This window comes from Dyella monticola, from assembly GCF_003363155.1.
GTDB classification, from domain to species: domain Bacteria; phylum Pseudomonadota; class Gammaproteobacteria; order Xanthomonadales; family Rhodanobacteraceae; genus Dyella_B; species Dyella_B monticola.
On the sequence record NZ_QRBE01000002.1, the window covers coordinates 302942 to 327360 of the forward strand.

Sequence of the window (24419 nt, forward strand, 5' to 3'; positions counted from 1 at the left end):
TTGTCAGGCAGCCGACCCGGTAATCATCGCCGGCCACCAATAATGAGTCGCAAAAAAATAGGTGGCGACGGCCAACAAACAGGTGGCCGTGCTCAACACGACAGCGATGGCGATCTTGGCGGCAGCCGCAACCTCGGCGGATCGGCCACGCAGATAAACTTCCGCGATCAAAAGATTGGGCACGTAAAAGAAAAACGCCATCACGGCATCGAACGGGCCATGAAAACCATGGGTGTGCCCGATTCGGTGCGCGAATAAAAACCAGAATGCATACTCCATGCGATAGAGCCAGGAGCCAATCGCCAGCGCAAACAGGCGAATCGCCCATGCACGATGGATACCGACCTCGCGCCGCCGCGCATAGCGGTAGGTCTGCAAGGCACAGAACATCATGAGCATGCCGTAGAGGCCAAAACCCATATTCATCGTCGTTCCGCCAATCGTGCCGACCGTAGCGATAAAGATCAGCCCTCCCGCACCCGCCAGTGCAGCGGCCGTGACGTAAATGCGGCCAAGCCAACGATGCAAGGCCGGCACACGCACACGCACTGCATTAAGTAGCTGAATAAACCCGAGCGCGAGAATGACACCGCCAGCGGCAAAGTGAATACCCATGGCGAACGTCGCTGCTGCATGCGGGCCGGTATAAAGGCCCGGCAACGCCGTGTTCCAGCGAGCCGCCGAGTTCGATGCAAGCGCACCGGCGTAAAAAACCAGAATATATAGCCCGAACAGCGCACAACTAAGCCAGGTCGTTATCGCCAGCGCGCGACTGCTGTAATCGAACACGCGCGACGCCCAATGGGCGCGTTGTGCGTCATATGCAATAGCCAGATTACCTTCGGCCATAGTGCCCCCTGGGATAAGGGCGTCATTGTAAGGCAGGAAACCGCTACGTTCTTGCGGACGGCCGTCGCATCGGTGCCACGTGCAAGGCGCATCCTTGATGGCACCTTGCGTTTGCTTCGTGACTACACGCATCAGCGTTATCGGCAACGCAAAATCCGCCTCCCCTGACAGATTAGGGGGACACTTTGTGCGATGGTCTTGTCGTCGGGTGTGCCCATCTGACGTGGATGACACGCGGCACACCCGACATGAGCGAAGCAGCGCGGATCGCCTGGGCTGGCACCCAAACGATCCGCTGGCCACCACCAACTGTAAGGAAGTTGATCATGGTTACTCCCGATCATACGGCACACACGCACTCGCGTGTCCCCGCCACGCCGACTTTTGCACTGCTTCACCGTCCCGCCTACGGCGAGGCGTCGGGCCACTCTGGGCTTTCGTAGAAACGGAATCGGATCCTTCCGCTTTTACATGCAGGGTTTTTCCTGCATGCCCCTCACGCCACGTGCAATACGTGGCGTGACTTAACGATATGGAGTGGCCCCATGAACACCCCTCGCGACCTTCTCTACGAAGGCAACCATCTGCTGTCCCACGATCACTACCTCGAACTGTGCGACATCCGCGACAAACTCTTGCTGATGGCCCAACTCGCCGGCAGCAGCACATCCTTGAACGACCCCCACGCCATGCTCTACATCCGCCGCGCACTGCTCGGCGAAATGCTCGGCAATCTCAGCTTTCAGCTCAACGTTGCGTTGTTTGCATTGGAACGCGTGGATGCGGCGGAGGTTCGCGCGTCGACGGAGTGAGCGATGTGGGAAAAGGAGGATTGCCCTCGCTTTTAGGTGTCCGTGAAATCAGGGGGCCACCCTAATCGACCAGGAACTAATTCATGGTCCATGGGTGCCCGATCCCCATCCGTTCGGCGTTTTTAATTTGGATGAAAATAAACCCAAACGAGCACAATACTTAAAATAATTGCGAAAAATCCACCAATCCTAAATGACAATCTGTATGCCCTTGTAGACATCATTTTATAGCGCCTATTTGCTTTCTTATTTTCACTTATACCTTGTAACTGCCTCACTTTTTCCGGCCATATCATGTGAAGCATACCGAAAACAAAAAATTTGTGGCTACGCCAAATATAACGACAGCCCGCATTTCAATCCCCTTCCCTAATTTTTATGATTCAGTTGATATGAGCATGACCGTTGCCATCCAATCCTTGACTTAAAAGGCCGAGATGCGCGGCAATTCCAAAGCAAAGGTGTCATAACCTGCGGCTTCCCCACGTTTTGCTCGTCATTCCGGTGAAGGCCGGACGTAGCGCGAAGCGCGGAGAACGTCAAGAGGACGGCCCCGAAGAGGTGAGCGAAGCGAATCATCCTGTGTGGATACGTCGTGTGAAACACTTCGCACTGGTTTTGCGTGCTTCGCACAGCGTACTTGACTGGATTCCGGCCTTCGCCGGAATGACGAGCAAAGGAGCGCAAGTTCGAGCTCCCCTCCCCCCTGTCACAGCATTAGTCCCTCATAAAAACCACCCAAGTCGGGTGATTTTCTGTTTTAGGAAGAATCATTTTTATGCGAAAACGTCCATATTCGTGCATATCAAGAACATCATTGACCTTCAATAATCCCGACGTGCTCTTCCACTTACCACATGTCTTCCAGGGTACCAAGCTCTCTTCGTGCCATTCCAGATCAACCAACTGTTGCCCTTCCTTTAATGAAACAACCCTTACCGCCATGGCGCACTGACTCTCCCCAACCCAGAGGCCCATGGCGGGTTGCGCAGGCAAAATCACCGCTTGTTGATCATTGTTCAAGACCTGGCGCTTCGTATCGCGCACAGTTAAGTATGACTGCCCTTCCGCACAATCTGCACCAGGCATGCGGCTATTTCCGGGATCGGGCGCAGGGCGCGGGGGTAACACCTTGATGGATGAAACTTCGTATATTTCGTTCGCTACGACAAACTCGGACCCGGTGCGCAGGCGCATGAAATTCGAACGCCACTGTACTTTTTGGTCATTCATCTCAATAACGCCGATCTGTACGTCGGGGCCATCTGCACTCGATCCCGCACTGATATGCGCAATCACCATTCCGTCCGCCCCCGTAGAAAGCACCCCGCACCCCTGAGGAGCCAAATTCCAACCCACGTCCTTGTCGATTGATAGCGCATCTGTAAAATGGAGCACCATGAAGACACCACACAATACAAGCATCGACGATTTGACCATAACTTTACCCATATCACTTATATGGATTGAAGACAGTAACAGCTGACGTATAGTGATTGACCTTACTAACCGCAAGATATGGATATCACGCTACGGATATTGGGCGGTCTGCATCAATTGAATTCTCCACCACTCCATCCGATCCGCCAACGATCGACGTGAGAAAAAGGAGGGTGCCCTCGCATTCTTTCACTCCAAGATTTTCGCTTTCGTAATTCTGATGCCGTCATCAATTTCAACGCCTATCTGGTATTTTTCAATGTACCCGTTCATGAGCCGCTTAAAGGCCGCATACCCGTCAATCGTATCTCCAGCAACGATCCTTCTCCCCCTGACAGAAAGAAAGGCCCCGTTGCCCGTACTCGGCATATGTGAGCAATCTTTCTCTCTTCGGAAAATCTAGATTTCGGCATCTTATTCAGAACAATAAATTTCACATCAGCCCACTTGGTGTACAGAAAACGCATACCAAAAATCTTTCGAAATACACCATCATCGGTTATGACCAAGTCCAAAACCTCAGGGTCAGAGTACACTTCTCTCGCGAGGCATCGGCAATCTCCGACAGAAATTCACCCCTTTTCACCGCACGCTTGGGTTCCATCTCTTGAATCCAAGCACCATGCCACGCCAGCCACGCCTGGATCTTACCGGTATTCCGCAGCACGTCGTCCAGTGCGGGAATGATCGGCAACCCTGCCTTTTCTCCGAGATTGACTATCTTAGATATCTGGACGACCTACGCGAGATTACGTCGCGCGAGGGCTGCGCTGTGCACGCCTATGTCTTGATGACCAATCATGTGCACTTATTGATGACACATTCGTCCATCGGACGAATTGCACGCGTTATGCAAGCCTTGGGGCGTCGTTACGTGCGATATGTCAATGATCGCTATCGTCGCACAGGCACACTATGGGAGGGACGCTACAAGGCATGTTTGGTCGATAGTGAAACCCATCTACTGGGTTGCTACCGCTACATCGAGCCGAATCCGATTCGGGCGCGAATGGTTGCGGATGTACGTGACTACCCTTGGTCGAGTTATGCCAGCAATGCTTTATAACCCCTTTGTTTCATTCCAAGAATTCCCCTTTTGTAATTCTTATACCGTCATCAATTTCAACGCTTATCTGGTATTTTTCAATATAACCGTTCATTAGGCGTTTAAAGGCCGCATATCCATCAATAGAACTTCCAACCGATATCCTTCCCCGTAGAAGAAAATAAGATGACGAGGGGTTGCGCGGACATATCGTAACGACGGTCCTTTCGTCGGAAAATCTAGCTTTTGGCATTTTATTCAGAGTGATCAATTTTACGTCTACCCACTTGATGTTCAGAAAGCACATACCAAAAAGCTTTCGAAATACACCATCATCGGTTATGACCAAATCCGAGCAGGTTACTATATTTATGTACAACAAGAACGCATAAACACCCATGCCTCCGGCGCCTAATGTCCAAGCACTGTGGTAATCCCCCCTTTGAATGAATCCATGAACAAAGAGGGCGACAAGCAACATCACGCAAGTAAACCAGAACGTCATACCCCAAAAAGAGCGGAAGTGAAATGTCATCAATTACTCCGAAAAAGATAGATAACGGCACATGACTCTAAAACCGCGATGGCGTCACCGTGCTCGGTAACGTCACACAACCCTGCGCTGCCTGGGGGTTCAGTGAATAGGTTGAATGGAGGTCCAATACCGTTCCTAAAATATTTGCGGTACCAGTAAGACCGCTAAATACCATCTGGCCTGTTTCACCTACCGTACCGGTGGCGAGCGCAGCACCTTCCACGCTAATCAACGGCGAAACGGCACCAATCGCGGCACTCCAACCAACGTCGTTCCATATATTGCACTGCCCAGTTACGTAGTTCGAAGCCAAGGCACTTGCCCCCCCAAGGCATTCAGTCCGACAAATGTTGTGCCCGTCGTTACAGTACCTGCGGCAGAACCAAACATGCTTGTTACAGGCTCACCCAACCAGTTGGCAACCGGCCCAGCAAGCCCCCCGAATAAACCTCCAACAGACAAGCCTGTGGCGACGCCGGCTGGGCCGTTTGAAATATACCCAGTAGTACCGCCTGTCAGCCATCCCGTTACCACTCCTGGCGCGAGCTCAGCAAATCCAAGACCTAAAAATGCGCCGGCAATAGCAAGGGTCGCAAGTCCGATTAGAAAGTCGAACCTGACCCCGGTTTTCGCACTGGAACGCGTTGATGCGACGGAGGCTGGCACGTCGAAGTGAGCGATGTGGGAAAAGGAGGATTGCCCTCGCTTTTAGGTGTTCGTTAAATCAGGGGTGGCTCAAAGTGCAGTCTGACCGTACGCACACGTGGATGGTATCTGCGGCGGACTTAACCTGAAAGGCGGTCAGTGCGTTCTTTGCGCCACGCAAAGCGCGACCGTAAGCGGAATCGACAATGTGGCTCCCGCGTCACCGCAGTGCCACGGAGGCCGGGTACGCACGCCAACTTTGGCTCAAGCGGCGAAATGGTGAACGCTGTTTCAGAGTGATCTTCGGAGAAGTGTGACGGCAATCCAATTACGTGCATTACTTCGTGAAGCATGCAATGCCTCACGCTCCTATTTTTTTCTCAAATCAAAAATATTACGAAAGTTACATGCAAAATTGAAAATCGCCCAATAAATTGCGACAGAAACAAAAGGGCAAAACCAGGCAAAAAAAGGAAAGGCAAGTGGTGAATTTATTATACCGCTTAAATAATTTAGATGAGCCCCAACGGAAAAAAGCTCGCCATTAAAAAACGTAGGAAATGTTATAAATCTAAGCTCACCAAGAATGTAACCGATTGAAAAAATAAAGAAAATGGTCCCGCCTAATTTTTTGTTAGGTACGTCGTTATTAGCATACCATTTATGCATTGTAACTCTAGTTAAAATGGAGGCTGGACAGTAAATCACGAAAAATATGTAAGCATAAAAAAATAAAGACAGCCACTGAATGGACATTACGAATTTGCATAAGTCTGGATTGACCGCATAGCTCGCAGCCGAATCCACAATAGGAATCCACCTTTCACCCATATGTGATATATGACGCATCACATTGATATGAGATGCGAATGCAAAAAAAACATATGAAGAATAACTTAGCAAAATGAACACAATATTAGCTAATAGAAGCGGCTTTTTATAGTAGCGACCACGTAATGCCAATCTCCGTCTTAGCCGATATAATTCAGTACTTTTTTTCACAGTGAGCCTCGCGAAAACACAATCGCAGCATTGGATTTTACAAGGCTGCGATATCGATTGGTAAATGGATACTACTCCTCATCTTACCTCATGGACCAAGACCCGCGGGGATAAGCAATACAGCCCTACCTGCTCGACCCGAAGTATCCGACGGTAAATCGTGAATCGAGATGATCTTATAGATCGCGCCCTGTGCGGAAAATTCGTCTCCAACCCCCAGACCATAAAACACGTATTGCCAACGAATTTCACTCTGAGGAGCAGGCTCAAGCACGGCTATGTTTATTTGCGGTCTTTCCTCGGTACTAAGCAAATATTCGGAGGCATGCGCGCTCGTCTCCGTACCGATACGAATCACGTTGCAATGATTCAGACCCAAGTCCCAGACAATGTTATCTGTAGCGCTTTGCTAATCTTTGCTTTGGGCCAATCCCGACCAAGTAAAAACGAGAAGCACCGCAATAAAAGAAAGGATTTTCATTGAAAAGTGTTCTGACCAAATTATTGGAGCGCACTGATGTAGCGGAGACGTGTACGTCGATGCAGCAATCGAGCGATCGGAAGGAGAATTACCCTCGCTTATCGGTGTCCATTAAATCAGAGGTGGTGAGTTACGACTCTCTCGTTCAGAACTGCACTCTGGCCCCGAGTTCCACCTCATCTCACTCGTCGACGGGAACCCATTTGGCGATTCTTTGCATGTATTTAGCCAACGCATGTTGGCCACTTATACCGAACACTAGCGCAAACGGCAGGATCGCCAATCTTTCGTGTCCTTGAACTGGAACTTTCATAGCAACTAACAGACACGCCGATCCCACTCCGATTGAAAGGATGCCAATTGAAGCGAAGGCAATAAGCTTAAGTCGTGACCGTATATCAATAGTAAGCCACTCAGATCAATGCTCGCACCGATACTGTTTATATGTTCCCGGGCGAGGCAAATAATCTTTCACTTTTGGCTGGATAATTTGACTGCAGCACGGGCATGGCCTGATCAGGTTCGTTACGTTGACTTTGATTATTCGCTCGTCAGGATGCATCACAACCCCTGGACGTGCAGCTATCGGTCGCCCCCTTTTTTGGCATTTCAGCACACCTCGCAACACATTGATTGGCACCACTTGCGCTGCATTCCGCGCAATCATATATCGCATGCGCTTGAGAGAGGCATAAGCTCAAAAGCCTCCTCTCCTAGACGTAGCGGATTAGGTGTTATTGCGACCACACAAGACCACTTCTAGACCCATTGCGGGCCGGACTTTCGTGCAGGGCGGATTACCCCCGCGTTGAGCTGATTCAAGGAATTATTGCCACTTCGTATGGCAAGCCTCCGATCGATATCCGCTTCAGTAACAAGGGGCGCGTCATGCGCGCCCCTTGTTGCTTTTGTACATCTGGATGTTTCGGTACGCCTGCGCCGTGCCAACTTGGCTCTCTCGCCGGAGACGCGGCGAGGGCGGCACATATAGTCAAAACCCTACCAACCAATACCAAAGGCCATGTGCTCTGGCTGTTGCGTGGTAATGGTCGTGCTCTGGTTGTTGTTGTCGTCATACGAGAAGCCGTACGCCAGGCCTCCCACCGAATGCTGGTGCCAGAACTGCGAGTAGAAGTTGGCGGGTGAGGATGAGTAATAGGTGGATGCGTTCGCCCAGCTGGTGGGAGTAAGCAGCACGCCACGGTTGGTCGCCGCGCAAATCTGGTTTTCAAGCTGCAACTGGATGGCATTTTCATCCTGCTGCTGCGGCGTGCTTCCGGCGACACCGCTGGCCATTGTGCCGGCGCATTCCAGTACATCCTGTGTGGACGGCAGTTGGACGACAAACACTTCGCCAACGTTGGCCGCAACCGGATTGACCTCCGTGAAGGTAAGCGTCGATCCTGACGACGTGCCGCTGAACTGGCGACCACTGACGGTCAGCGTCAGCGGCGTGGTGCTGTACTGCGCCCATGCACTCGCGATGGTACTGTCAAAGTAGTTACCGTTGGTTCCGCCGGCATTGAAGGTGGTTTCCGCGGGCGAAAGGATGCGCAGGTTGTTGGGTGCGGGCGTGTGGAATACCGCTGGCGTCTGGCTTACGTACTCCTGGTCGAGGTTGGCGATGGACTCGTTGATGCCCACCTGCATGTGGAAGGTTTCGTTGGAGCCCCATACATCCAGCAGCAGCGGCAAGCCGAATTGATTGACCTGCGTAGTGTTGATGTAGATGCCACCGTTCGTTCCGTAGGTGAACTCATACCAATCGTAGTGAACGTTGATATTGGGATCGGTATTGTTGAGCGGATTGGGGCCCGCATAGCCGTTGTTGCCACCGTTCGCGCTCGCCATGATCGACATGTAAAGCGGACTGCCTTCGGAGATGTAGATGCGTCCGGCGGTCAGTGGCGGTAGCTTCAGTTGATGATTGCTCTGGGCCAGCGTGAATGCGTAATTGGGATACGTCTGTCCGTTCGGCGCAACCAGCGCATTCGAAGCGGTGTTGTCCGCAACGTTGGCCGGCGTGACCGTGCCGTCGTAATTCACCCAGGAGAGCACGCCGGTGGTTGGATCATTGCCGAGAATCTCTACGTAGATCTGATTGTCGGCCCATGCGCCGCCGGTGTCGTTGTTGAGGTCGGTGACGATGTAACCCGGAACGACCGTGTAACTCGGCGACACATTGACGCTTAGCGTTGCCGCCGACGAATTCACCGAGCCTGCAGTGTTGCTCACGGTCACCGTGAAACTGCTGGCGTTGTCGCCGGCCGTGGTCCCCGGCGTGGTGTAGCTCGCGCTGGTTGCACCGGTGATGGCGGCGCCGTTCTTGTACCACTGATACGTCAGCGGGCTGCCGCTGGCGACTACCGAGAAGGTCGCCGTCTGTCCGATCGTGGCGGTTTGACTGATGGGCGCCGTAGCGATGGCAGGCGCTGCCACTGTGCCCGACCCCGAACCTGACGCCGATGTCGTGCTGATGGCGGTGTTGGAAGCGGGCGAGGTGCCGCCCGCATCGACGGCTTCCACGGTGTAGGTGTACGAGGTCGCCGCGGTGAGACCGGTATCGCTATAGACCGTTCCCGTCAGACCGCTGGCGACGACGGCACCGTTGAGCGTGACCGTATACGTAACACCGGATGTTGCCGAAGCAGCCCAGCTCAGGTCGATCTCGCTGGAGGACGCCGCCGTTGCGACCAGGTTGGTCGGCGCCTGCGGAGCCGCCATCGTGCTGGCGCTGGCCTGTGCGCTCGGCGCCGATGTGCCGGTCGCATTGGATGCCTCGACCACGTAGTAGTAGGCCGTGTTCACCGCGAGTCCGGTATCGGAATAGCTGGTGCCGTTGACCGTGGCGATCTGATTGGCACTGGAAGGCGTGAAGCCAGACGTCGTGCTGCGGAAGATGTCGTACACCACCCCAGTGGTCGACGAGGCCGCCCAGCTCAGGTTGACTTGGCTGCCCGACGTCGACGTTGCACTGAGATTGCTGGGCGTACCCGGCGGCGGTGCGATCACTTCGATGCCGTTGATCTCGGCATTGTCGGTGACCGTGGTGAACTGCAGCACGATCTGCCCTTGCGCGTTGGCCGTCGCGGTGAATGGCTCGACGATCGCGATGTCCTGTCCACCTGCTGTCGCGATGATGTCGAAATTGCTCAACACCTGCGTGCCGTTGATGCCCACGTTGAACACGCGCTGCCCCGCCTGCGTCCAATAGAACTCGGCGAAATGCAGGCGTACTACGTAGCTGGCGCCGGCGGTCAGGCCGGTGAGCGTGTAGCTGAAGTTATTGCCCACGCGCTGGTGCTGATAGACGGACTGCGGCGCAGGATTCGTCACGCCGGAGGTATTGATCGTTGCACCGGTACCAGACGCATTGCCGCCGTTGAAGTCTTCATCGGCAACATAGTCACCGGAGGCCGGACCGCCCGCGCTGATAGCCAGCGCATCCGAACCGCATCCGGACACGCAATCGACATCGAACGTGGTGGCCGTGGCGGTGTTGGAGGCCATCGACGTACCAGCCGAATCGATCGCTTCGACCGTGTAGGAGTACGTCGTGGAGGATGTGAGGCTAGTGTCGCTGTACGTGCTTCCCGTCAGGCTATTGGCCACGGGCTTTCCATTGCGCAGGACCGTATACATCACGCCCGACGTCGCCGAAGCCGTCCAGCTCAGGTTGATCTGGCTTGAAGAAGCCACCGTTGCCGAGAGATTCGATGGCGCATTGGGGGGTGTGTTGGTGGCCGTCGAGGTTTGAACTTCAATGCCGTTGATCGCGGCATTGTCCTTCACCGAGACGAACTGCAACACGATCTGCCCCTGCGCATTGGCCGTCGCGGCAAACTGCTCGACGATGGCGATGTCCTGACCGCCCGCGGCTGCGAAGATATCAAAGTTGGTCAGCACTTGTGTACCGTTGATGCTGACGTTGAACACGCGCTGCCCTGCCTGAGTCCAATAGAACTCGTCGAAATGCAGACGCACCGCATAGCTGGCACCTGGCGTCAGGCCCGGAAGCGTATAGGTGAAGTTGCCGAAGCGTTGATTCTGGTAAACCGACTGCGGTGCGGGATTGGTGACGCCATTGATATTGATCGTCGCATTGGTACCCGATGGCGTACCGCCGTTGAAATCTTCATCGGCCGCAAAGTAGCCCGCGCCAGGGCCGCCCGCGCTGATGGCAATCGCATCCGGACTGCTGCAGTTGGTCGTGCAGGTGGAGACGGACGTCGTCGCCGTAGCGGTGTTGGAAGCAGTCGAAGTACCCGCCACATCCGTGGCCTGGACGATGTAGTAATACGTGGTCGCACCCGCCACGCCCGTATCCGAATAGCTGGTGCCTGACGTCGTGGCGATCTGGTTCGCAGCGGAGGGCGTGAAACCGACGCTCTCGCTGCGATAGATCGTATAGCCGATGGCACACCCGCTTGCCGCGGTACTCGCACCCCAGGTCAGGTTCACCTGACCGGAACCATTGGCGCCTGCTGCCAGTGTTCCCGGTGCGCTCGGAGCGGCGCTGCAGGTGTTCTGTTGCACGGCGAGCGTGGCGGCGTTGCTGGCCGTGACGCCAAACACATCGCCTATGGTTACGCTGAAGACATCGCCATTGTCCGCCGCGGTGGTTGCCGGTGTCGTGTAACTGGAGGAGGTCGCGCCGGCAATGGCTGTTCCGTTCTTGGACCATTGATAGTTCAGGCTACCAAGACCGGTCGCCGTCACGGCAAAGCTTGCCGTCTGCCCAAGCGTGACCGATTGGCTGACCGGTTGCGTGGTGATGGCAGGCGCCGCCCCCGCATCGGTGCCCGAGGTGCATAACGTGGCGCCCGGATAGTTATTGGTGACCTGATAGGCCGACGTGCCGTCGAAACTCACCACCGCGGATTTGCTGGAATCATTCGGATCGACCGTCGTCGTCCACGTGCTCCACGTGCCGGCGAAGGCGCAGGTCGCGTTATTCACGCCGCCGATGCTTTGCGCTTCCGATTGCGTCGGCACGCGCATATTGACGCCCGCGCAATAGTTCTGCGCACTCACGCCCGTGAACTGCGAGCCCTGCGCCGTATCCGTCGCCACGGTACGCGTCCAGGTCAAACCGGTGAGATTGTCTTTCACCAGACTGGCGTTCGATGCGTTGATCGTGTACCGCTCCGTCGCGCCGCCGCATTGCGGCACGTTGTACACCTGGAATTCGTAAACGGAGTAGCCGTACTGCGTCGCGCGCTGGATCCCTTCCAGGCGGATATAGCGACCGCTCACACTCGGGAAGCTGAGTGTTTCCGTTCCACCCGCACCCGCACTGTTGGTGTACGCCACGTTCCAGGTCGGATTGGTTGAAGGATCCTGATTGGTATAGAGGATCTGATACTGGGTCGCATAGGCGTTTTCCCAGTTGATGATCACAGTGTTGAACGATTGCACCGAGCCCAGATCGATCTGCAGCCACGATGGATCGACACCCGGAACAGCCGGTGTCGGTGGTGCACCGGCCACCGCCGAGCCCCAGCGCGTGGAAAGGTTGCCATCGACGGCGTTCTCCGGGCCCAGGCATCCTGTACCGGTATATGGCGGCGTGGTCGTGCCATCGTTGCACGCGTTTTGCGTACTGCTCGAGGTGGCGACTGCGTTCAGGGCCAGGTTCACGCCGGGTGGTGCGAGCGTGATGTTGGCCGCGTTGCTGGTGGCCGGCGCACTCGCCGCATTATTCACCGTCACCGTGTACGCACCGACATTGGCAGCACTGACCGCCGGAATGGTATAGGTGAGCGTACTCGACAGCTGCGTGCCGCTGCTGAGAATGGTGGCGCTGCCGCCGGGAGGCGTGAACTGCCATTGATACGTGTACGGCGCCGAGCCGGCGACGACAGCCGTGAACTGCACCGGCTCGTTGACCGGCACGATGGTGCTGGCCGGTTGCGTAGCGATGGATACCGGCGTTGCCGCATCCACCGTCACCACGGCCGTCGAGGATTGCACCGAGCCAAGATCGTTGGCGACCACGACATAGAAACTGGTGCTTCCGGCGGCCGTGAAAACGGGCGTGGTGTACGAAGCTTGCGTGGCACCGGCAATGGCGCCGGAACCGGCCTGATACCACTGATACGTGATGGTTGGCGAACCCGTCGCCGCCACGGTCAAGGTCGCCGATTGCCCATCCACCACCGATTGAGTAGCCGGCTGTGTGGTGATGACGACATTGGCTGGCGCATCGACGCTGAGCGTAACCGGCGTCGATGTCACGGTTCCGTAGCTGCTGGCAATCGTTACCGTATAGGTGTCGCCGTTGTTCGCCGCCGTCGTCGCCGGTGTGGTGTAGGTGGCACTGGTTGCACCCGCGATCGGGCCATTCACGTCAGACCATTGATAGCGCAGCGTGCCCGAACCGGACGCCACCACACTGAAGGTGGCCGTGTAGCCGGAGGTGGTTGCCTCGCTCACTGGCGCAACGATGATGGCCGGTGCCTGCGATGACGACGTCGCCGGTGGCACGACGGAAGTCAAGGTGACACTGCCGCTTTCCAGGCCTGGCGCAGTTGCCGTCACCGTAACGGTTCCAGGCGTGAACGTGCTTCGCAGTGCGATCTTCTGCAAGCCGCCTTCGAAATTCAGTTCCGGATCGCCAGGCGAATGGAAGAAGGCATACGGCACGCCTTGAATCACAGTGCTGTTGGCCTCGGAAAACGCATCCTGGTAATAGTTGGTCCAGGAGGGATCGGCAACCAATTGCTGCGTACCGCCCATGTAGGTGGCAGGTCCTGTCACGCTGAACGTAACGTTGTCGGCGGCCGTCGGCACGAGATTGCCGTCGGCATCCTCTACTTCGGCAACCACGAAGGCCGCATCCGAACCGTTGGCCGTCCACTGGAAATTCGCGCCGTCAGGCTTGGTCACGTCAGGCACGACACTGAGCACGATCTTCGCTTCCGCACCCGCCGTCGTGCGCGTATCGCTTACGCCTGCAACCGGATTGCCATTGGCATCCAGACATTCGGCCGTGACCGTACCGGGAGCCCAGTTCACCATCCAGTGAACCTGTCCCGGCATGACCGTGGTGTTCTGCGCGAGATTCGCGCTGGAATTGATGGTCCACGGATTGGGTGTCTGATCCTGCAGCAACGTGCCAGTGACCGGATCGTTGGGAACGCCATTGATAAGCAGGCGCACGCTCGGGCAATTGCTGAATGCATTCTCTTGAATCGGCGTGCCCGTCGTGTATTCGTACGCGCGATTCCAGTGATGCGCCAGATGCACCACCGGCTGCACCGTGTAGGGGATCCAGTTGGCTTGGTAGATGTAATACAGCAAGCGCGGAAAGCGGTTTGCATCCGTCGAGGAATAACCGAGCGAACGTACAAAGTTCACCATGTTGGGCTGGTTCTGATATTCGGCCCAAAGGCTGACCTCGCCCGGCGATTCGGCGAAATACCATTGCGCCATACCAAAGGCGTTGGCCGCCCTTCCCTTGCGCCAGTCATCCAGATACGGCGCCGCAAAGGCAAGTTCGTAGTCATAGGCCAAGCCGCGGCCCGTGCCCATGTTGTCCCAATACTCCGCACCAAATGCGGGGTTATTCGGATTCTGCTGTTTCTTGCCGGCCTCGCAGCCGGCGCCATCGCATTCATCCATGAAACCAAAGGATGGGCTATACGTACGATCCGCGCTTTCGCGTGGATTGATGTTGTCCCAGGTGGTCTCGATGGTTCCGAGTTCGTCGGCGAGCGTCGCGTTCATGCCGCCGTTGTCCCTCTCCCAATCGAGAATGGACGGATGGCTGCGATCGCGGATGATCATGTCACGATGCAGTTCCTGCTTGAGCTGCAAATCGTCGGCGGTCGGATCGGAACTGGCGTTCCAGTAACCCTCGCCGTCGCCGCTCGGTTGGTCGATCATGATGCCGTAGGCATCCGCGGCGGCCACCAGCTCCGCGCTGCTGGTCGAGTGGCCTGGTCGATAGACGTTGCCGCCTTGTGCCGCCAGTTGTGCCATGTCGCGCCACACCTGCTCGTCAGGTACCGACGACCCCAGCCCCGGATAGTCGTAGCGACCGGAGCCGCCCCAAAGATAGACGGCATGGCCATTGAAGTAAGGAAAGTTGGCATCCCAGGTGATCGTGCGAATGCCAAGCGTGTCCTGGGTCGAATCGACCACGACACCGTTCACGCTGACGATGTGATAGACCTTGTACAGATAAGGCGAACCGCACAATACCGGTGGCGTGCCGCACGTCGCATTGTTCGGGTACCACAGCGTCGGGTTGGGCACCGTAATCTTCTGGTCGAACATGGGCGTTGCACCGGATGGAAAGGTGCTCGCCGTCATCGCCGGCACGGTCTGTGTGACTGGCGCCGCGGTGACGACCACATTGCCCTTTGCGTCCACGATCTGCGTCGTCAACGTTACCTGCTGCGCGGCGGAGGTTTCATTCACCACGTTGGTTTGCACATCGACCACAGCCGAGGCCGCCGTCGCCGTACCTTGCGCAGCGGGCACTTCCGATACCGTGCCGACGTACGTACCCCACGTCTTCTGGTTCGAATAAACATTCGGCGGAATGTGAATCGGATTAGTGATGTACAGCTTTACGTTGCGGAACAATCCGGCCATGGCCTGGCCGAAGCGAAACGCGCCGGAGAAGTTGGGCTGTTCATACCATGGCGCACCGCGCGAGACATCGATGGCAATGACGTTGTCCGTCTTGCCATCGGCGACGATGTAAGGCGTCAGGTCCACCACCACCGGGACAAAGCCCACGACGTGCGTCGCCTGCGCATCGGCCGCCACCGCGCTGACACCCGGCAACAACGTACCATTTATGAAGACCTGCACACCGGTGTGCGAACCTTCGAGTTTCAGCAGGAATTTCTGGCCCGCGTAGGTCGGATCCACCTTGAAATGCAGACGGTACCAGTTGAAATTGCCCGTCAAAGACCCCTGCCCGCCACCCGACGTTTGATTGATGAAGGTGCGCGGAATGTTGGCGTCATAAGGCAAACCGACCTGCATCCAATTGCCGCTGGTATCGGAACTCTCACTGAACCCCGTCGTCGAATAGGCGGTCGAATTATTGCTATTTTCAAACCACCAATTGCTCTGCGGCGCATTCGATGTGGAGCTTGCATCCCCCACATACTGCGGCATGCCAGCGGCAAGATTGATGGTTTGCCGTTGTGAAATGGGCAGTGTTGACTCAACCTGTTGACCATAGGCGCAACCGGCGGCTGCCAACACCAGAAGCGCAAAAAGAACGGTGAAAAAGCTGCGCGATACGCGCGCTTTTGTCGAATCATCACCCTTGTTTTCGCGGTTTTTCCAACAAACGAATGCACGCCTAGCCACGACGGACGCGTGTTCCATGGATTAGCCCCGATTGAACCCCTGTAAGAAGGTTCCAATCATCCGCACTGACTACGATTACCGCAATGCAGAAAGGAACGTTTTACGCGCACTTTCGTGTAGACGTTTGCATATTGCGACAGAATGCGCATTTAGACGTCTAAATTTAAAAGTAAAAAATGCAATAAAGCAGAAACAAATAGCCATTGCCGCGCAAGGCGGATCGCCGATGAGTACTACTTAGTTATGGACGGGGTATGAAAAATATGCGCCCCGCGCTTCCGGCCAATGCAAATTCGAAACGCCGTGCACTAAACCATCACGAACGGCGGACCGTATCGAAGGCGGTAAGCCTGATGAAAGCCGGCCGTATGGTGAAGCTGCGCGCCATCTGCATATTTTTCGTCCGAAACGAACCGTCCCAGGAAAAACGTGTGCGAGCCGATCTCCTCGCTATGAAGGATGCTCAATTCCTGCACACGCAACGCCGCAGCAACCGCCGGAATACCGAATTGCTGTGACGGACGAACGGGAAATGGAAGCGCGCTCCAGTCCGTAAGTGGGTGCTTATGATGCTCGCTGAGCCTGTAAACAATCGGCTTCATCTGCGCAGGCATGCCCGACAAAGCAACGTGACGCGCTTCGCGCATGACCGACTGGGAAACGTTGGTGCTTCGCAATGCAAGCGAAAAGAACCCACTTCGCTCCAACGGACCAATCAGGTCCATGGGAAAGATATTCTGATGCGCTGGCGCGCCCACCGACACCAGCACGACCGGGCGCGGACACAGATAGGCGATCATGAGCTGCTGTACCGCCGCAGGCTCCATCAAGGCATACTGCGACGAGCTTGCTTTGCGCATGCTCCGGTTCTGCAACCACCTGTTCCACGACCGGCGCGGCCACCTCAGGCAGCAATGTTCGCCGGCAGTGACGTGATAGAGCGCAATCGACCTTTCTTCGACGACTAACGACGCCATCCTCGTCAGCTGCAGGACCCCCAACAGCACCCCTGTCGCGCGATCGCGGTACTCGAGTTCCGGATGCTGGCCTGCCTCGACGCTTGTGGCGATAACCAGTGGCTTGAGCGCGGCCACGGTGTGATCCCTCGTGACATCTTCGGTTTTGCCGTGCCAACACAAGGTTGCGGTAACCACGTCCGACGGGGGCGCAATGGCAACGGTCGACCATTGCGGCAGCGGCCTCACGAGCGGCCTTAGCCATTGCTTCAACATCTCACGCTCGCCGGAACAGCAGGAACATGAATAGATCCGTCGCCAATCCCAGGCCATGCGGGGTCAGGCGCTCCAAACGAAAATACGGTGCCGCTGCTCGCGCCACCGTACGCGGCAAAAAATGATGAATGCGGCTTTCACTCGGGATCGCGTAGCGGCCATTGCGCATAAGACGCATGCGGCTCTTGCGCCACCACCCATAGCGCGCATCGCCGAGGTAATAAGGATTAAGCATGTTCACCAGGACGAAACCGTCGCGGCGAACGACGCGTGAAAGCTCCTCAAACAGAGCGTCATGATCCGCGAAGTAGTTGAGGACGGCGAAATTGGCAGTGACCGCGTGCACCTTGCAGGCCAACGGTGACCCAACCATGACGACCGCTTCTCGCGTGATTTCTTCATGGCAATGGTGGGCCAGGTAATCCCGCATCCCTTCTGCCGGCTCATACACGAATGTCTTATGACCGCTGGCGGCGTACGCCTTGGCATCGATGCCGGTTCCGGCGCCAAAATCGAGAACATCGTCCCCGTCAGCCAAAAGATTCAGCACCATCTTCTGAAACCGGTCGCGCACTCGCCGGTCCCGCCGCGAAGACAGAATGAATGAGTGGTACTGCTCTCCAATATGCATGCTGTCGACTGTCGTAAAGGTCCACGGTGAGTGCCGATGCCACCGTGGAAGGTTGCGGACATGCCGGTTTACGCATGCGCGCGCGCAGCGGTATATACGGTCGCCCTGAAATCCGCGCCGATGGTCAGGCATTGATCGGCAATGGTCGCAACACTGTTGCGGTGCGAAACGACCAGCATGATCGTGTGCGGCAAGCGACGCTTCAACGCAGACAGCACCGCCATTTCAGACGCCACGTCGAGCGCGTTGGTCGCCTCATCCAGCAACGCCAGCAAGGGTTGCCTGAGGATGACCTGCGCCAACAACAAACGCTGTAACTCGCCGCCTGAGAGCCGACTCGATGAACTGCTCAATGTCGTATCAAGCCCCCTTTGCGAACCGGTCAGCCGCTTCTCCAGCCCGACGTCCGCCAATGCGCGATGGAGCATCTCGTCGCTGGCATCCGGCGCAGCCCATAACAGGCATTCGCGCACGGAATGCTGCCAAGGTCTCACGGTCTGGCTGACGTAGGCGCCGTTGCGTACGAGCTGGCGGTAATCATCGAAATCGATCGTGCGCCGCCCCGCGCGGGCAGTGAAGACGCGTGGCCGGATCAAGCCGGTCAGTACATCGGCAAGGCTGGTTTTGCCGATGCCCGAATCACCGGATATCAAGGTTAGCGTGCCCGGCGTAAGGGACAGGTTGCAGATATCGAGTGCCGCAAGTGGCGGCGCAAGCTGCACGCGATCGATGTGCAATGTACCTGCAATCTGCGGCCCCTGCGGCGACACGCGTGCCTGTCGCGCCACAGGCAAGCGCATATAGCGTTGCCACAGCTCAAAGGCCGGAACAGCCGAGTGCAACTGCTGCAGACTCTGCCGCGTCGAGGCCAGATAAGGCAACAAACGGCCGAGTAGCAGGCATACCGCGATCAGCGATGCCTGATCCACGCCATGCAAGCGATAAGCAAGCACGAACAGCGCCCCCATGCCCGCCGCCGCGAGCAGTTCCAGCACCAATCGTCCCGAAGCGATAAGGCGCAGCTGGTGACGATAGCCTTCACTCAGTTTCGCGGAGATATCGTTATAACTCGCCTTTTCCGCCTCTTCCCGCTCGAACGAGCGGACGTGACGCAGGCGCCGCGGAAAATCCTCGCTAAGCCAGAACAGCCGGGTCAGATCGGCCACATAGGCGCGGCTGATCTTGGATTGTTCACGGCCATTGATACGCGAGGCCGCCAACGCCAGCACCGCGAGCAGCGGCGCACCCAACGCCAGCGGCGGCGATATCCAGAACGCCAGCCCAAGACTGACGAAAGCGGTCATGCCCGCCACCAGCAACTGCAACAGCGCGGTGAATCCTTGCGTAATGATTTCGATGTTGTAGGTAAGTACCTGCGCAATTTCTGCCGACGTGGCATCCGCCAGGGATGGCAGTGATGCGCCGATCAACCGGGCGTGCACAGCGCGGCGCAGCCTCATGCCATATCGACTTGCCAGGCGTGCGGCCAGTCGCGCCGCCTGCCAACGCAACAACGCGAATACCGCGGTTAGCGCCGTGAAAATCGCCGCGTGCAGATCGATACTGCCGTGCACGTCGAACGTTCTACCCCCCAACACCACGGCATGTCCCGGTTGAACCAACGGTACCAGCCACACCGCTGCGGCACTGCCCACCAGCGCACCGCCCAGCGATATCGCCACGTAAGCAGCCATTTCCGCCAGGTCCGCGCCCTGCATCGGTTGCAAGAAGGCGAACATGGATACCGGGCTGCGCGGCGGGTGTTCCATGGTCATCGCTTGGAACGCCGTTGAAGAAGCTCTCGCACGGCGTCGACGGACGCGCTCGGATGCAGCCCTCGACGCAGTTCGTACATCCCCATCGCCACCAGCTTCTGCTCAAACCGCCGCCAACCGCTTTGTCCGGCGGCGTACGGTTGGTCAGCGCGCAAGCGGATAGCGATGTCGTTGGTGGGGACCGGGGTCAACATGCCGTCGACATCGTCGGCAGGCTCGCCAGAAACGAACACTGCGCCAACCACGGCCAACGGTGCGGCGGCCACCCGGCCAAACCCCGTCCGCACATCCGCCTCGAACTTCTCAACGCCACTGCGTCGTCGGATCGTCGGCGACATGCCGATCCAGTGTCGAGCCCGCTCATCGTCGATAAAACGCAGCGCATCGGCTTTCACGTGCACATAGTTGGCAACGCCGGTGGCAAGCAAGGTTTCAGGCTCCACAAAAACGGCGTCTTCGGATAGCAGATCGAGGCCCTTCAGCACGCTATGCAAGGCCAGCGTGGATTTGCCCGCGCCGCTTGCACCAAGCAACAAGACGCATCGTCCTTCGCTGCCCACGCATGCGCCATGCAATGGCACCAGGCCCACGCCGCGCGTCGCCAGAACGAAAACGGCAAATTCGATCAGCTCGTAGCGCAGATGATAGGGAAAACCAAGCATGTCCGACGAGACCACGACCAACGCGCGCCGCTGCGCCGGCATCACCATGACGTAGTTGCACGCATCCACAACGCCGCACAGCAACCCCGCACCGGATCGCATTTGCACCGGCGGCGGCTCGATCGCGCCCCGCAACGACCGCCCAGGAACCAACCTCAGCTCAACGCGAAAATCGTACTCGGAATGCGGCAAATGATGCGGCGGCAATCCGCCATAAGCGGCCCCGACCTGATCCATCAATGCTTCGCAGTCGCTTTCAAACAAAAAGTGCGCGCCTAGCAGACGCTTGTGCACGGCCCAGTGGGTCCGAATGCGCTCCCCAAAAGGATCGGCGCTGACGTCGGGTGCGACGTCGTCGAGAGTTGCGGCCATGCGGGTCGAAGCCTTGCTGACGATCGGTTTGAAGTGAGTGCAATCGGCCCGGAAAAAGGTTGTCGATGCTGCCGGGGCACCTTCTCGCAACCGAAAACCTGTCATGACGCACTCACGATCACGCAGCGTTACAGCTTGCGGCGTTTTCCAGCCCACATCGAGGCGTCAAAGCAATGCTAAAGATTCAGGTCGGCCACTCCTATTTCCTGCGGTACGACCGAAAGCAGTGGGAGCGCGGCAAGCCCTACCCTCCGCTTGCGACGATCCAGATTGCGGCCTTGCTGCGGGAAATGGGCCACCAGATCAGCGTGTTCGACGCGATGCTCAGCGAGGGTGTCGAGGACTTTGCGCCATCGTTGGATGCAGCCGTTCCGGACGTTGTCGTCATCTACGAAGACAACTTCAACTTTCTCACCAAGATGTGTCTTGGGCGAATGCGCGAGGCGGCTTGCCAGATGATTGGCGAAGCACGCGCCCGGGGCATGCGCGTGATCGTGGCGGGGTCCGATGCGTCCGACCAACCAGAAGCCTTTCTCTGCGCCGGCGCGAACGCCGTATTGATCGGCGAGGGCATCGCCGCACTGGTGGAACTGATTGCGCGGCTTGAACGCAACCCGCATATCGATGACACCACCTGGGCTGCCGATATCACGGGCGTCGCCACGCTGGTCAGCGAGCGGACACACGTGACGCGTATCGGCGTGGTGCCGCCCGATCCACGGCTCACGCTCCGCCCGGCGTGGGATCTGTTGCACATCGATCGCTATCGCCAGATGTGGCGCGAACGCCACGGCTACTTCAGCCTCAACATGGCCGCCTCACGCGGTTGCCCGTTCCGCTGCAACTGGTGCGCCAAACCGATCTGGGGTAATCACTACAAACAGCGCAGCGCGCAGGATATGGCTGCGGAAATGGCCTATCTGAAACAAACCTTCCAGCCGGACCATATCTGGATGGCCGACGATATTTTCGGTTTCCACGTCGATTGGGTGACCGAATTCGCCGAGCATCTGCACCAGACAAATGGCTCCGTGCCCTTCACCATCCAGGCGCGCGCTGACCTGATCAGCGAACGCATGGCCGATGCGCTGAAACGTGCGGGCTGCGCGGAAGCGTGGATTGGCGCGGAAAGCGGCAGCCAGCGCGTGCTGGATGCAATGAACAAAGGCACGAAGGTGGAAGAGCTGATCGCCGCGCGAAAGCGCCTGGGCGAGCGCGGCATTCGCGTGGGTTTCTTTATCCAGCTCGGCTATCTGGGCGAACAGCTCGGCGATCTATTGGCGACGCGCGAACTAGTCACGCAAGCGATGCCGGACGATATCGGCGTCAGTGTTTCCTACCCCCTGCCCGGCACCAAGTTCTACGAGCAGGTGAAAGCGCAGCTTGGCCGGAAAACGCATTGGGAGGAAAGCGATGACCTGTCGATGATGTTCCGGGGTGCCTACGATTCGGAATTCTATCGTCGCGTGCGCGATTTGCTGCACGAACAAGTCGCCTTGCTTCCTACGCAAAACACCGATCCGGAACGTTATCGCGACGCGTGTAGCGCGCTGGATGCGCAATGGACCGCGCTGATTGCCAGTGAGCACGCACACCGGACCGAACATGCTCCCCTTCCACTCGCCACGGCCGTCGCGCGCCATGCTGCCACCGCTCAAACTCGTTAAGCGCGGCCTGCGCAAGGCTACCGAAGCCATCGCTACGGAGCTGGCATGCCCCGGCAGCGCGACGCCCGAATGGAATGAACTGGAGTGGCGGCTTGCCTTGGCGGCAGCCGCTGCGCACGGTGTATCGCCGCTGCTTTCCCATTATTCGGCCTGGCAACAACCGGCGTGGCGCGCGTTTCTTGAACATCAGCGCGCGCATGTCGAACAGCGTTACACGCGTATGGCTGCCTTGCTCACATGCATCGACGCCGAAGCACGCTCAGCCGGCGTAGCCATGGTCGCCTTGAAAGGTTCCGCGCTGCATGCGATCGGGCTCTATACGCCGGGCGACCGGCCCATGGCCGATATCGATCTTCTGGTATGCGATGAACAGGCGGACCAGGCCGCAAAACTGCTGCAGACGCTCGGTTACGTGGAATCGTTCGTACAATGGAAGCATCGCGTGTTCAAACCCGTGAGCGGCGAGCCGATACCAGGCCTGGGCGAACACCGCGATACGCCGATCACTATCGAGCTACATACGCGCATCCACGAACGCCTGCCGATTTCCACCATCGACCTGACTAAGCGCATTTTTCCGCAACAGCCACTGCCCGGCCTCAATGCTTACCCATCGAACGCCGCATTGATGAGTCACCTGTTGTTGCATGCGGCAGGAAATATGTGCAGCCGAAGCCTGCGCCTGGTGCATCTGAACGACATCTCGCTGCTGGCCACGCGCATGCTGACCAGCGACTGGGATGCCCTCTGGTGCGGACCGGAGCCGCCCTGGTGGGCGCTGCCGCCACTGCGCATGGTGGCGCGCTATTACACCAACGCAATCCCTGCGGCCGTGTTCGTTCGGTTGCGGCGCGACTGCCCGCTATGGCTGCGCGAGCGATCGCGCCACCGGACGCTGACTCAGGTGTCGTGCTCGGGATTGTGGCTGACGGCGCTGCCCGGCATCGAATGGTCGCGCTCGCTTGGCGAGGCTGGCCGGTGCGTTTTCAATCGCCTCAGGCCGCCGACAGAAGCCATCAAGGAGCGCGCCGACATGATCCGCACGCAATGGTGGCTGCAGGGGCAAAGCTGGGTCACCCAGAAGCACGCCAGGCGCATGCTCACTTGGCTGATTCGCCCCATACCGCGGATGGATACGCTGTATGTGGTGCGCGCAGCGCTCGAACACCCATTCGCCCTAGTGCCCACGCACGAAACCCACGCCTCCGCCCCCACCGCTCGACGCGCCGCCTCGTCGTGCTTGTAGACGGCGGTAAACGTTCACTACAGCAAGCCCAGTTCGGCCAAGTGTTCGCGCAGGCCCATGGCATCGCGAAACCACCACCCACGCATGCCCAATGCTTGCGCCGCGGCGACGTTACGCATGGAGTCGTCGATATAAAGCGCCATGGCAGGTTCAACCGAGTAACGCGCCAACAGCCTTTGATAGATGCGCGGATCGGGCTTCACCAGACGTTCCTCACCGGACACCACGATGCCTTCGAACCATTGCAGAAACGGGTAAAGCTGTCGCGCAATCGGAAAGGTTTCCTGGGACCAATTGGTCAGCGCAAGCAGGCGCACGCCGCGCGCTTTCAGTTCTGCCAGCACAGCGACGCTTTCCTCGATGGGGCCGACCAACGTTTCGCGCCAGCGCAGATGGTAGGCATCGATCAGCTCGGCATGTTCGGGAAAGCGGGTACGCAGCAACGCCGTGGCTTCCACCCAGGGTCGCCCGGCGTCCTGCTGTTCGTTCCATTCGCTATTGCATACCTCGCGCAGGAACCATTCCATGCGTTCCTCATCGTCGATCAGCTGACGATACAACCGCCGTGGATCCCACCCGATCAATACGTTGCCAAGGTCGAAAATTACCGTATCGATACGCTTGCTCACTGCTCAATCCCGTGCTCTGGCCGTCGCGTGGCGGGATTATCGCAGATCAAGCCTGACCGCAAC

At 57.5% G+C, this 24419-nt stretch carries 13 protein-coding genes and 1 pseudogene; 4 read left to right on the top strand and 10 right to left on the bottom strand.

Annotated features, from left to right (window positions below; translation table 11 throughout):
- Nucleotides 1-3: 3 nt before the first annotated feature.
- Nucleotides 4-849, bottom strand: a complete 846-nt coding sequence (locus tag DWU98_RS05060) for a DUF2306 domain-containing protein (RefSeq protein ID WP_115494615.1) — start codon at nucleotides 847-849, stop codon at nucleotides 4-6.
- 545 nt (nucleotides 850-1394) lie between these two features.
- Here DWU98_RS05060 and DWU98_RS05065 point away from each other — a divergent pair.
- Nucleotides 1395-1661, top strand: coding sequence for an XAC0095 family protein (locus tag DWU98_RS05065; RefSeq protein WP_115494405.1), 267 nt, complete (start codon nucleotides 1395-1397; stop codon nucleotides 1659-1661).
- Between the two features lie 717 nt (nucleotides 1662-2378).
- Here the strand turns inward: DWU98_RS05065 and DWU98_RS05070 are convergent.
- Nucleotides 2379-3101, bottom strand: coding sequence for a hypothetical protein (locus DWU98_RS05070; protein ID WP_147293222.1), 723 nt, complete (start codon nucleotides 3099-3101; stop codon nucleotides 2379-2381).
- A gap of 622 nt (nucleotides 3102-3723) precedes the next feature.
- Between DWU98_RS05070 and DWU98_RS05080 the strand changes: the two are divergent.
- Nucleotides 3724-4161 (top strand): annotated as a pseudogene (locus tag DWU98_RS05080) (transposase); the annotation flags it as partial.
- Between the two features lie 16 nt (nucleotides 4162-4177).
- Here DWU98_RS05080 and DWU98_RS05085 read toward each other — a convergent pair.
- The 7 genes from DWU98_RS05085 to DWU98_RS05110 form a co-directional block, all read right to left on the bottom strand.
- Nucleotides 4178-4681, bottom strand: coding sequence for a hypothetical protein (locus tag DWU98_RS05085; protein ID WP_115494408.1), 504 nt, complete (start codon nucleotides 4679-4681; stop codon nucleotides 4178-4180).
- A gap of 1014 nt (nucleotides 4682-5695) precedes the next feature.
- Nucleotides 5696-6328, bottom strand: a complete 633-nt coding sequence (locus tag DWU98_RS21630; RefSeq protein WP_147293223.1) for a hypothetical protein — start codon at nucleotides 6326-6328, stop codon at nucleotides 5696-5698.
- Between the two features lie 1480 nt (nucleotides 6329-7808).
- Complete coding sequence (locus DWU98_RS05090; protein ID WP_115494409.1) at nucleotides 7809-16160, bottom strand: beta-1,3-glucanase family protein; 8352 nt, start codon at nucleotides 16158-16160, stop codon at nucleotides 7809-7811.
- 290 nt (nucleotides 16161-16450) lie between these two features.
- A complete protein-coding gene (locus DWU98_RS05095) occupies nucleotides 16451-17236 on the bottom strand; it encodes a flavin reductase family protein (protein ID WP_230474699.1) in 786 nt (261 codons plus the stop codon).
- A 139-nt stretch (nucleotides 17237-17375) separates the two neighbouring features.
- Nucleotides 17376-18005 (bottom strand): class I SAM-dependent methyltransferase, encoded by a 630-nt coding sequence (locus DWU98_RS05100; protein WP_115494411.1) that lies wholly within the window; start codon nucleotides 18003-18005, stop codon nucleotides 17376-17378.
- A gap of 68 nt (nucleotides 18006-18073) precedes the next feature.
- Nucleotides 18074-19774 carry an ATP-binding cassette domain-containing protein gene (locus tag DWU98_RS05105; protein WP_425480215.1) on the bottom strand — a complete coding sequence of 567 codons (1701 nt, stop codon included), beginning with the start codon at nucleotides 19772-19774 and terminating at the stop codon, nucleotides 18074-18076.
- Nucleotides 19775-19776: 2 nt separating this feature from the next.
- The gene (locus DWU98_RS05110) at nucleotides 19777-20814 is read right to left on the bottom strand and encodes a phosphoenolpyruvate carboxykinase (ATP) (protein ID WP_115494413.1); all 1038 of its coding nucleotides are present in this window, start codon (nucleotides 20812-20814) and stop codon (nucleotides 19777-19779) included.
- 173 nt (nucleotides 20815-20987) lie between these two features.
- Here DWU98_RS05110 and DWU98_RS05115 point away from each other — a divergent pair, with 173 nt between their 5' ends.
- Nucleotides 20988-22481 (top strand): B12-binding domain-containing radical SAM protein, encoded by a 1494-nt coding sequence (locus DWU98_RS05115; protein WP_115494414.1) that lies wholly within the window; start codon nucleotides 20988-20990, stop codon nucleotides 22479-22481.
- Nucleotides 22456-23727 (top strand): nucleotidyltransferase family protein, encoded by a 1272-nt coding sequence (locus DWU98_RS05120; RefSeq protein ID WP_115494415.1) that lies wholly within the window; start codon nucleotides 22456-22458, stop codon nucleotides 23725-23727. Before DWU98_RS05115 ends, DWU98_RS05120 begins: the two co-directional genes overlap by 26 nt.
- Before the next feature lie 17 nt (nucleotides 23728-23744).
- Here the strand turns inward: DWU98_RS05120 and DWU98_RS05125 are convergent, their stop codons facing one another.
- On the bottom strand, nucleotides 23745-24356 hold the full coding sequence (locus tag DWU98_RS05125; RefSeq protein WP_230474700.1) for an HAD family hydrolase: 612 nt from the start codon (nucleotides 24354-24356) through the stop codon (nucleotides 23745-23747).
- Between the last annotated feature and the right edge of the window lie 63 nt (nucleotides 24357-24419).

Coding starts and splice junctions, on each gene's coding strand:
- DWU98_RS05085 (WP_115494408.1), bottom strand. CDS start 4,681: ATGACATTTCACTTCCGCTCTTTTTGGGGTATGACGTTCTGGTTTACT.
- DWU98_RS05090 (WP_115494409.1), bottom strand. CDS start 16,160: ATGGAACACGCGTCCGTCGTGGCTAGGCGTGCATTCGTTTGTTGGAAA.
- DWU98_RS05105 (WP_425480215.1), bottom strand. CDS start 19,774: ATGGAACACCCGCCGCGCAGCCCGGTATCCATGTTCGCCTTCTTGCAA.
- DWU98_RS05115 (WP_115494414.1), top strand. CDS start 20,988: ATGCTAAAGATTCAGGTCGGCCACTCCTATTTCCTGCGGTACGACCGA.
- DWU98_RS05060 (WP_115494615.1), bottom strand. CDS start 849: ATGGCCGAAGGTAATCTGGCTATTGCATATGACGCACAACGCGCCCAT.
- DWU98_RS05100 (WP_115494411.1), bottom strand. CDS start 18,005: ATGCATATTGGAGAGCAGTACCACTCATTCATTCTGTCTTCGCGGCGG.
- DWU98_RS05070 (WP_147293222.1), bottom strand. CDS start 3,101: ATGGTCAAATCGTCGATGCTTGTATTGTGTGGTGTCTTCATGGTGCTC.
- DWU98_RS05110 (WP_115494413.1), bottom strand. CDS start 20,814: ATGGCCGCAACTCTCGACGACGTCGCACCCGACGTCAGCGCCGATCCT.
- DWU98_RS05120 (WP_115494415.1), top strand. CDS start 22,456: ATGCTGCCACCGCTCAAACTCGTTAAGCGCGGCCTGCGCAAGGCTACC.
- DWU98_RS05065 (WP_115494405.1), top strand. CDS start 1,395: ATGAACACCCCTCGCGACCTTCTCTACGAAGGCAACCATCTGCTGTCC.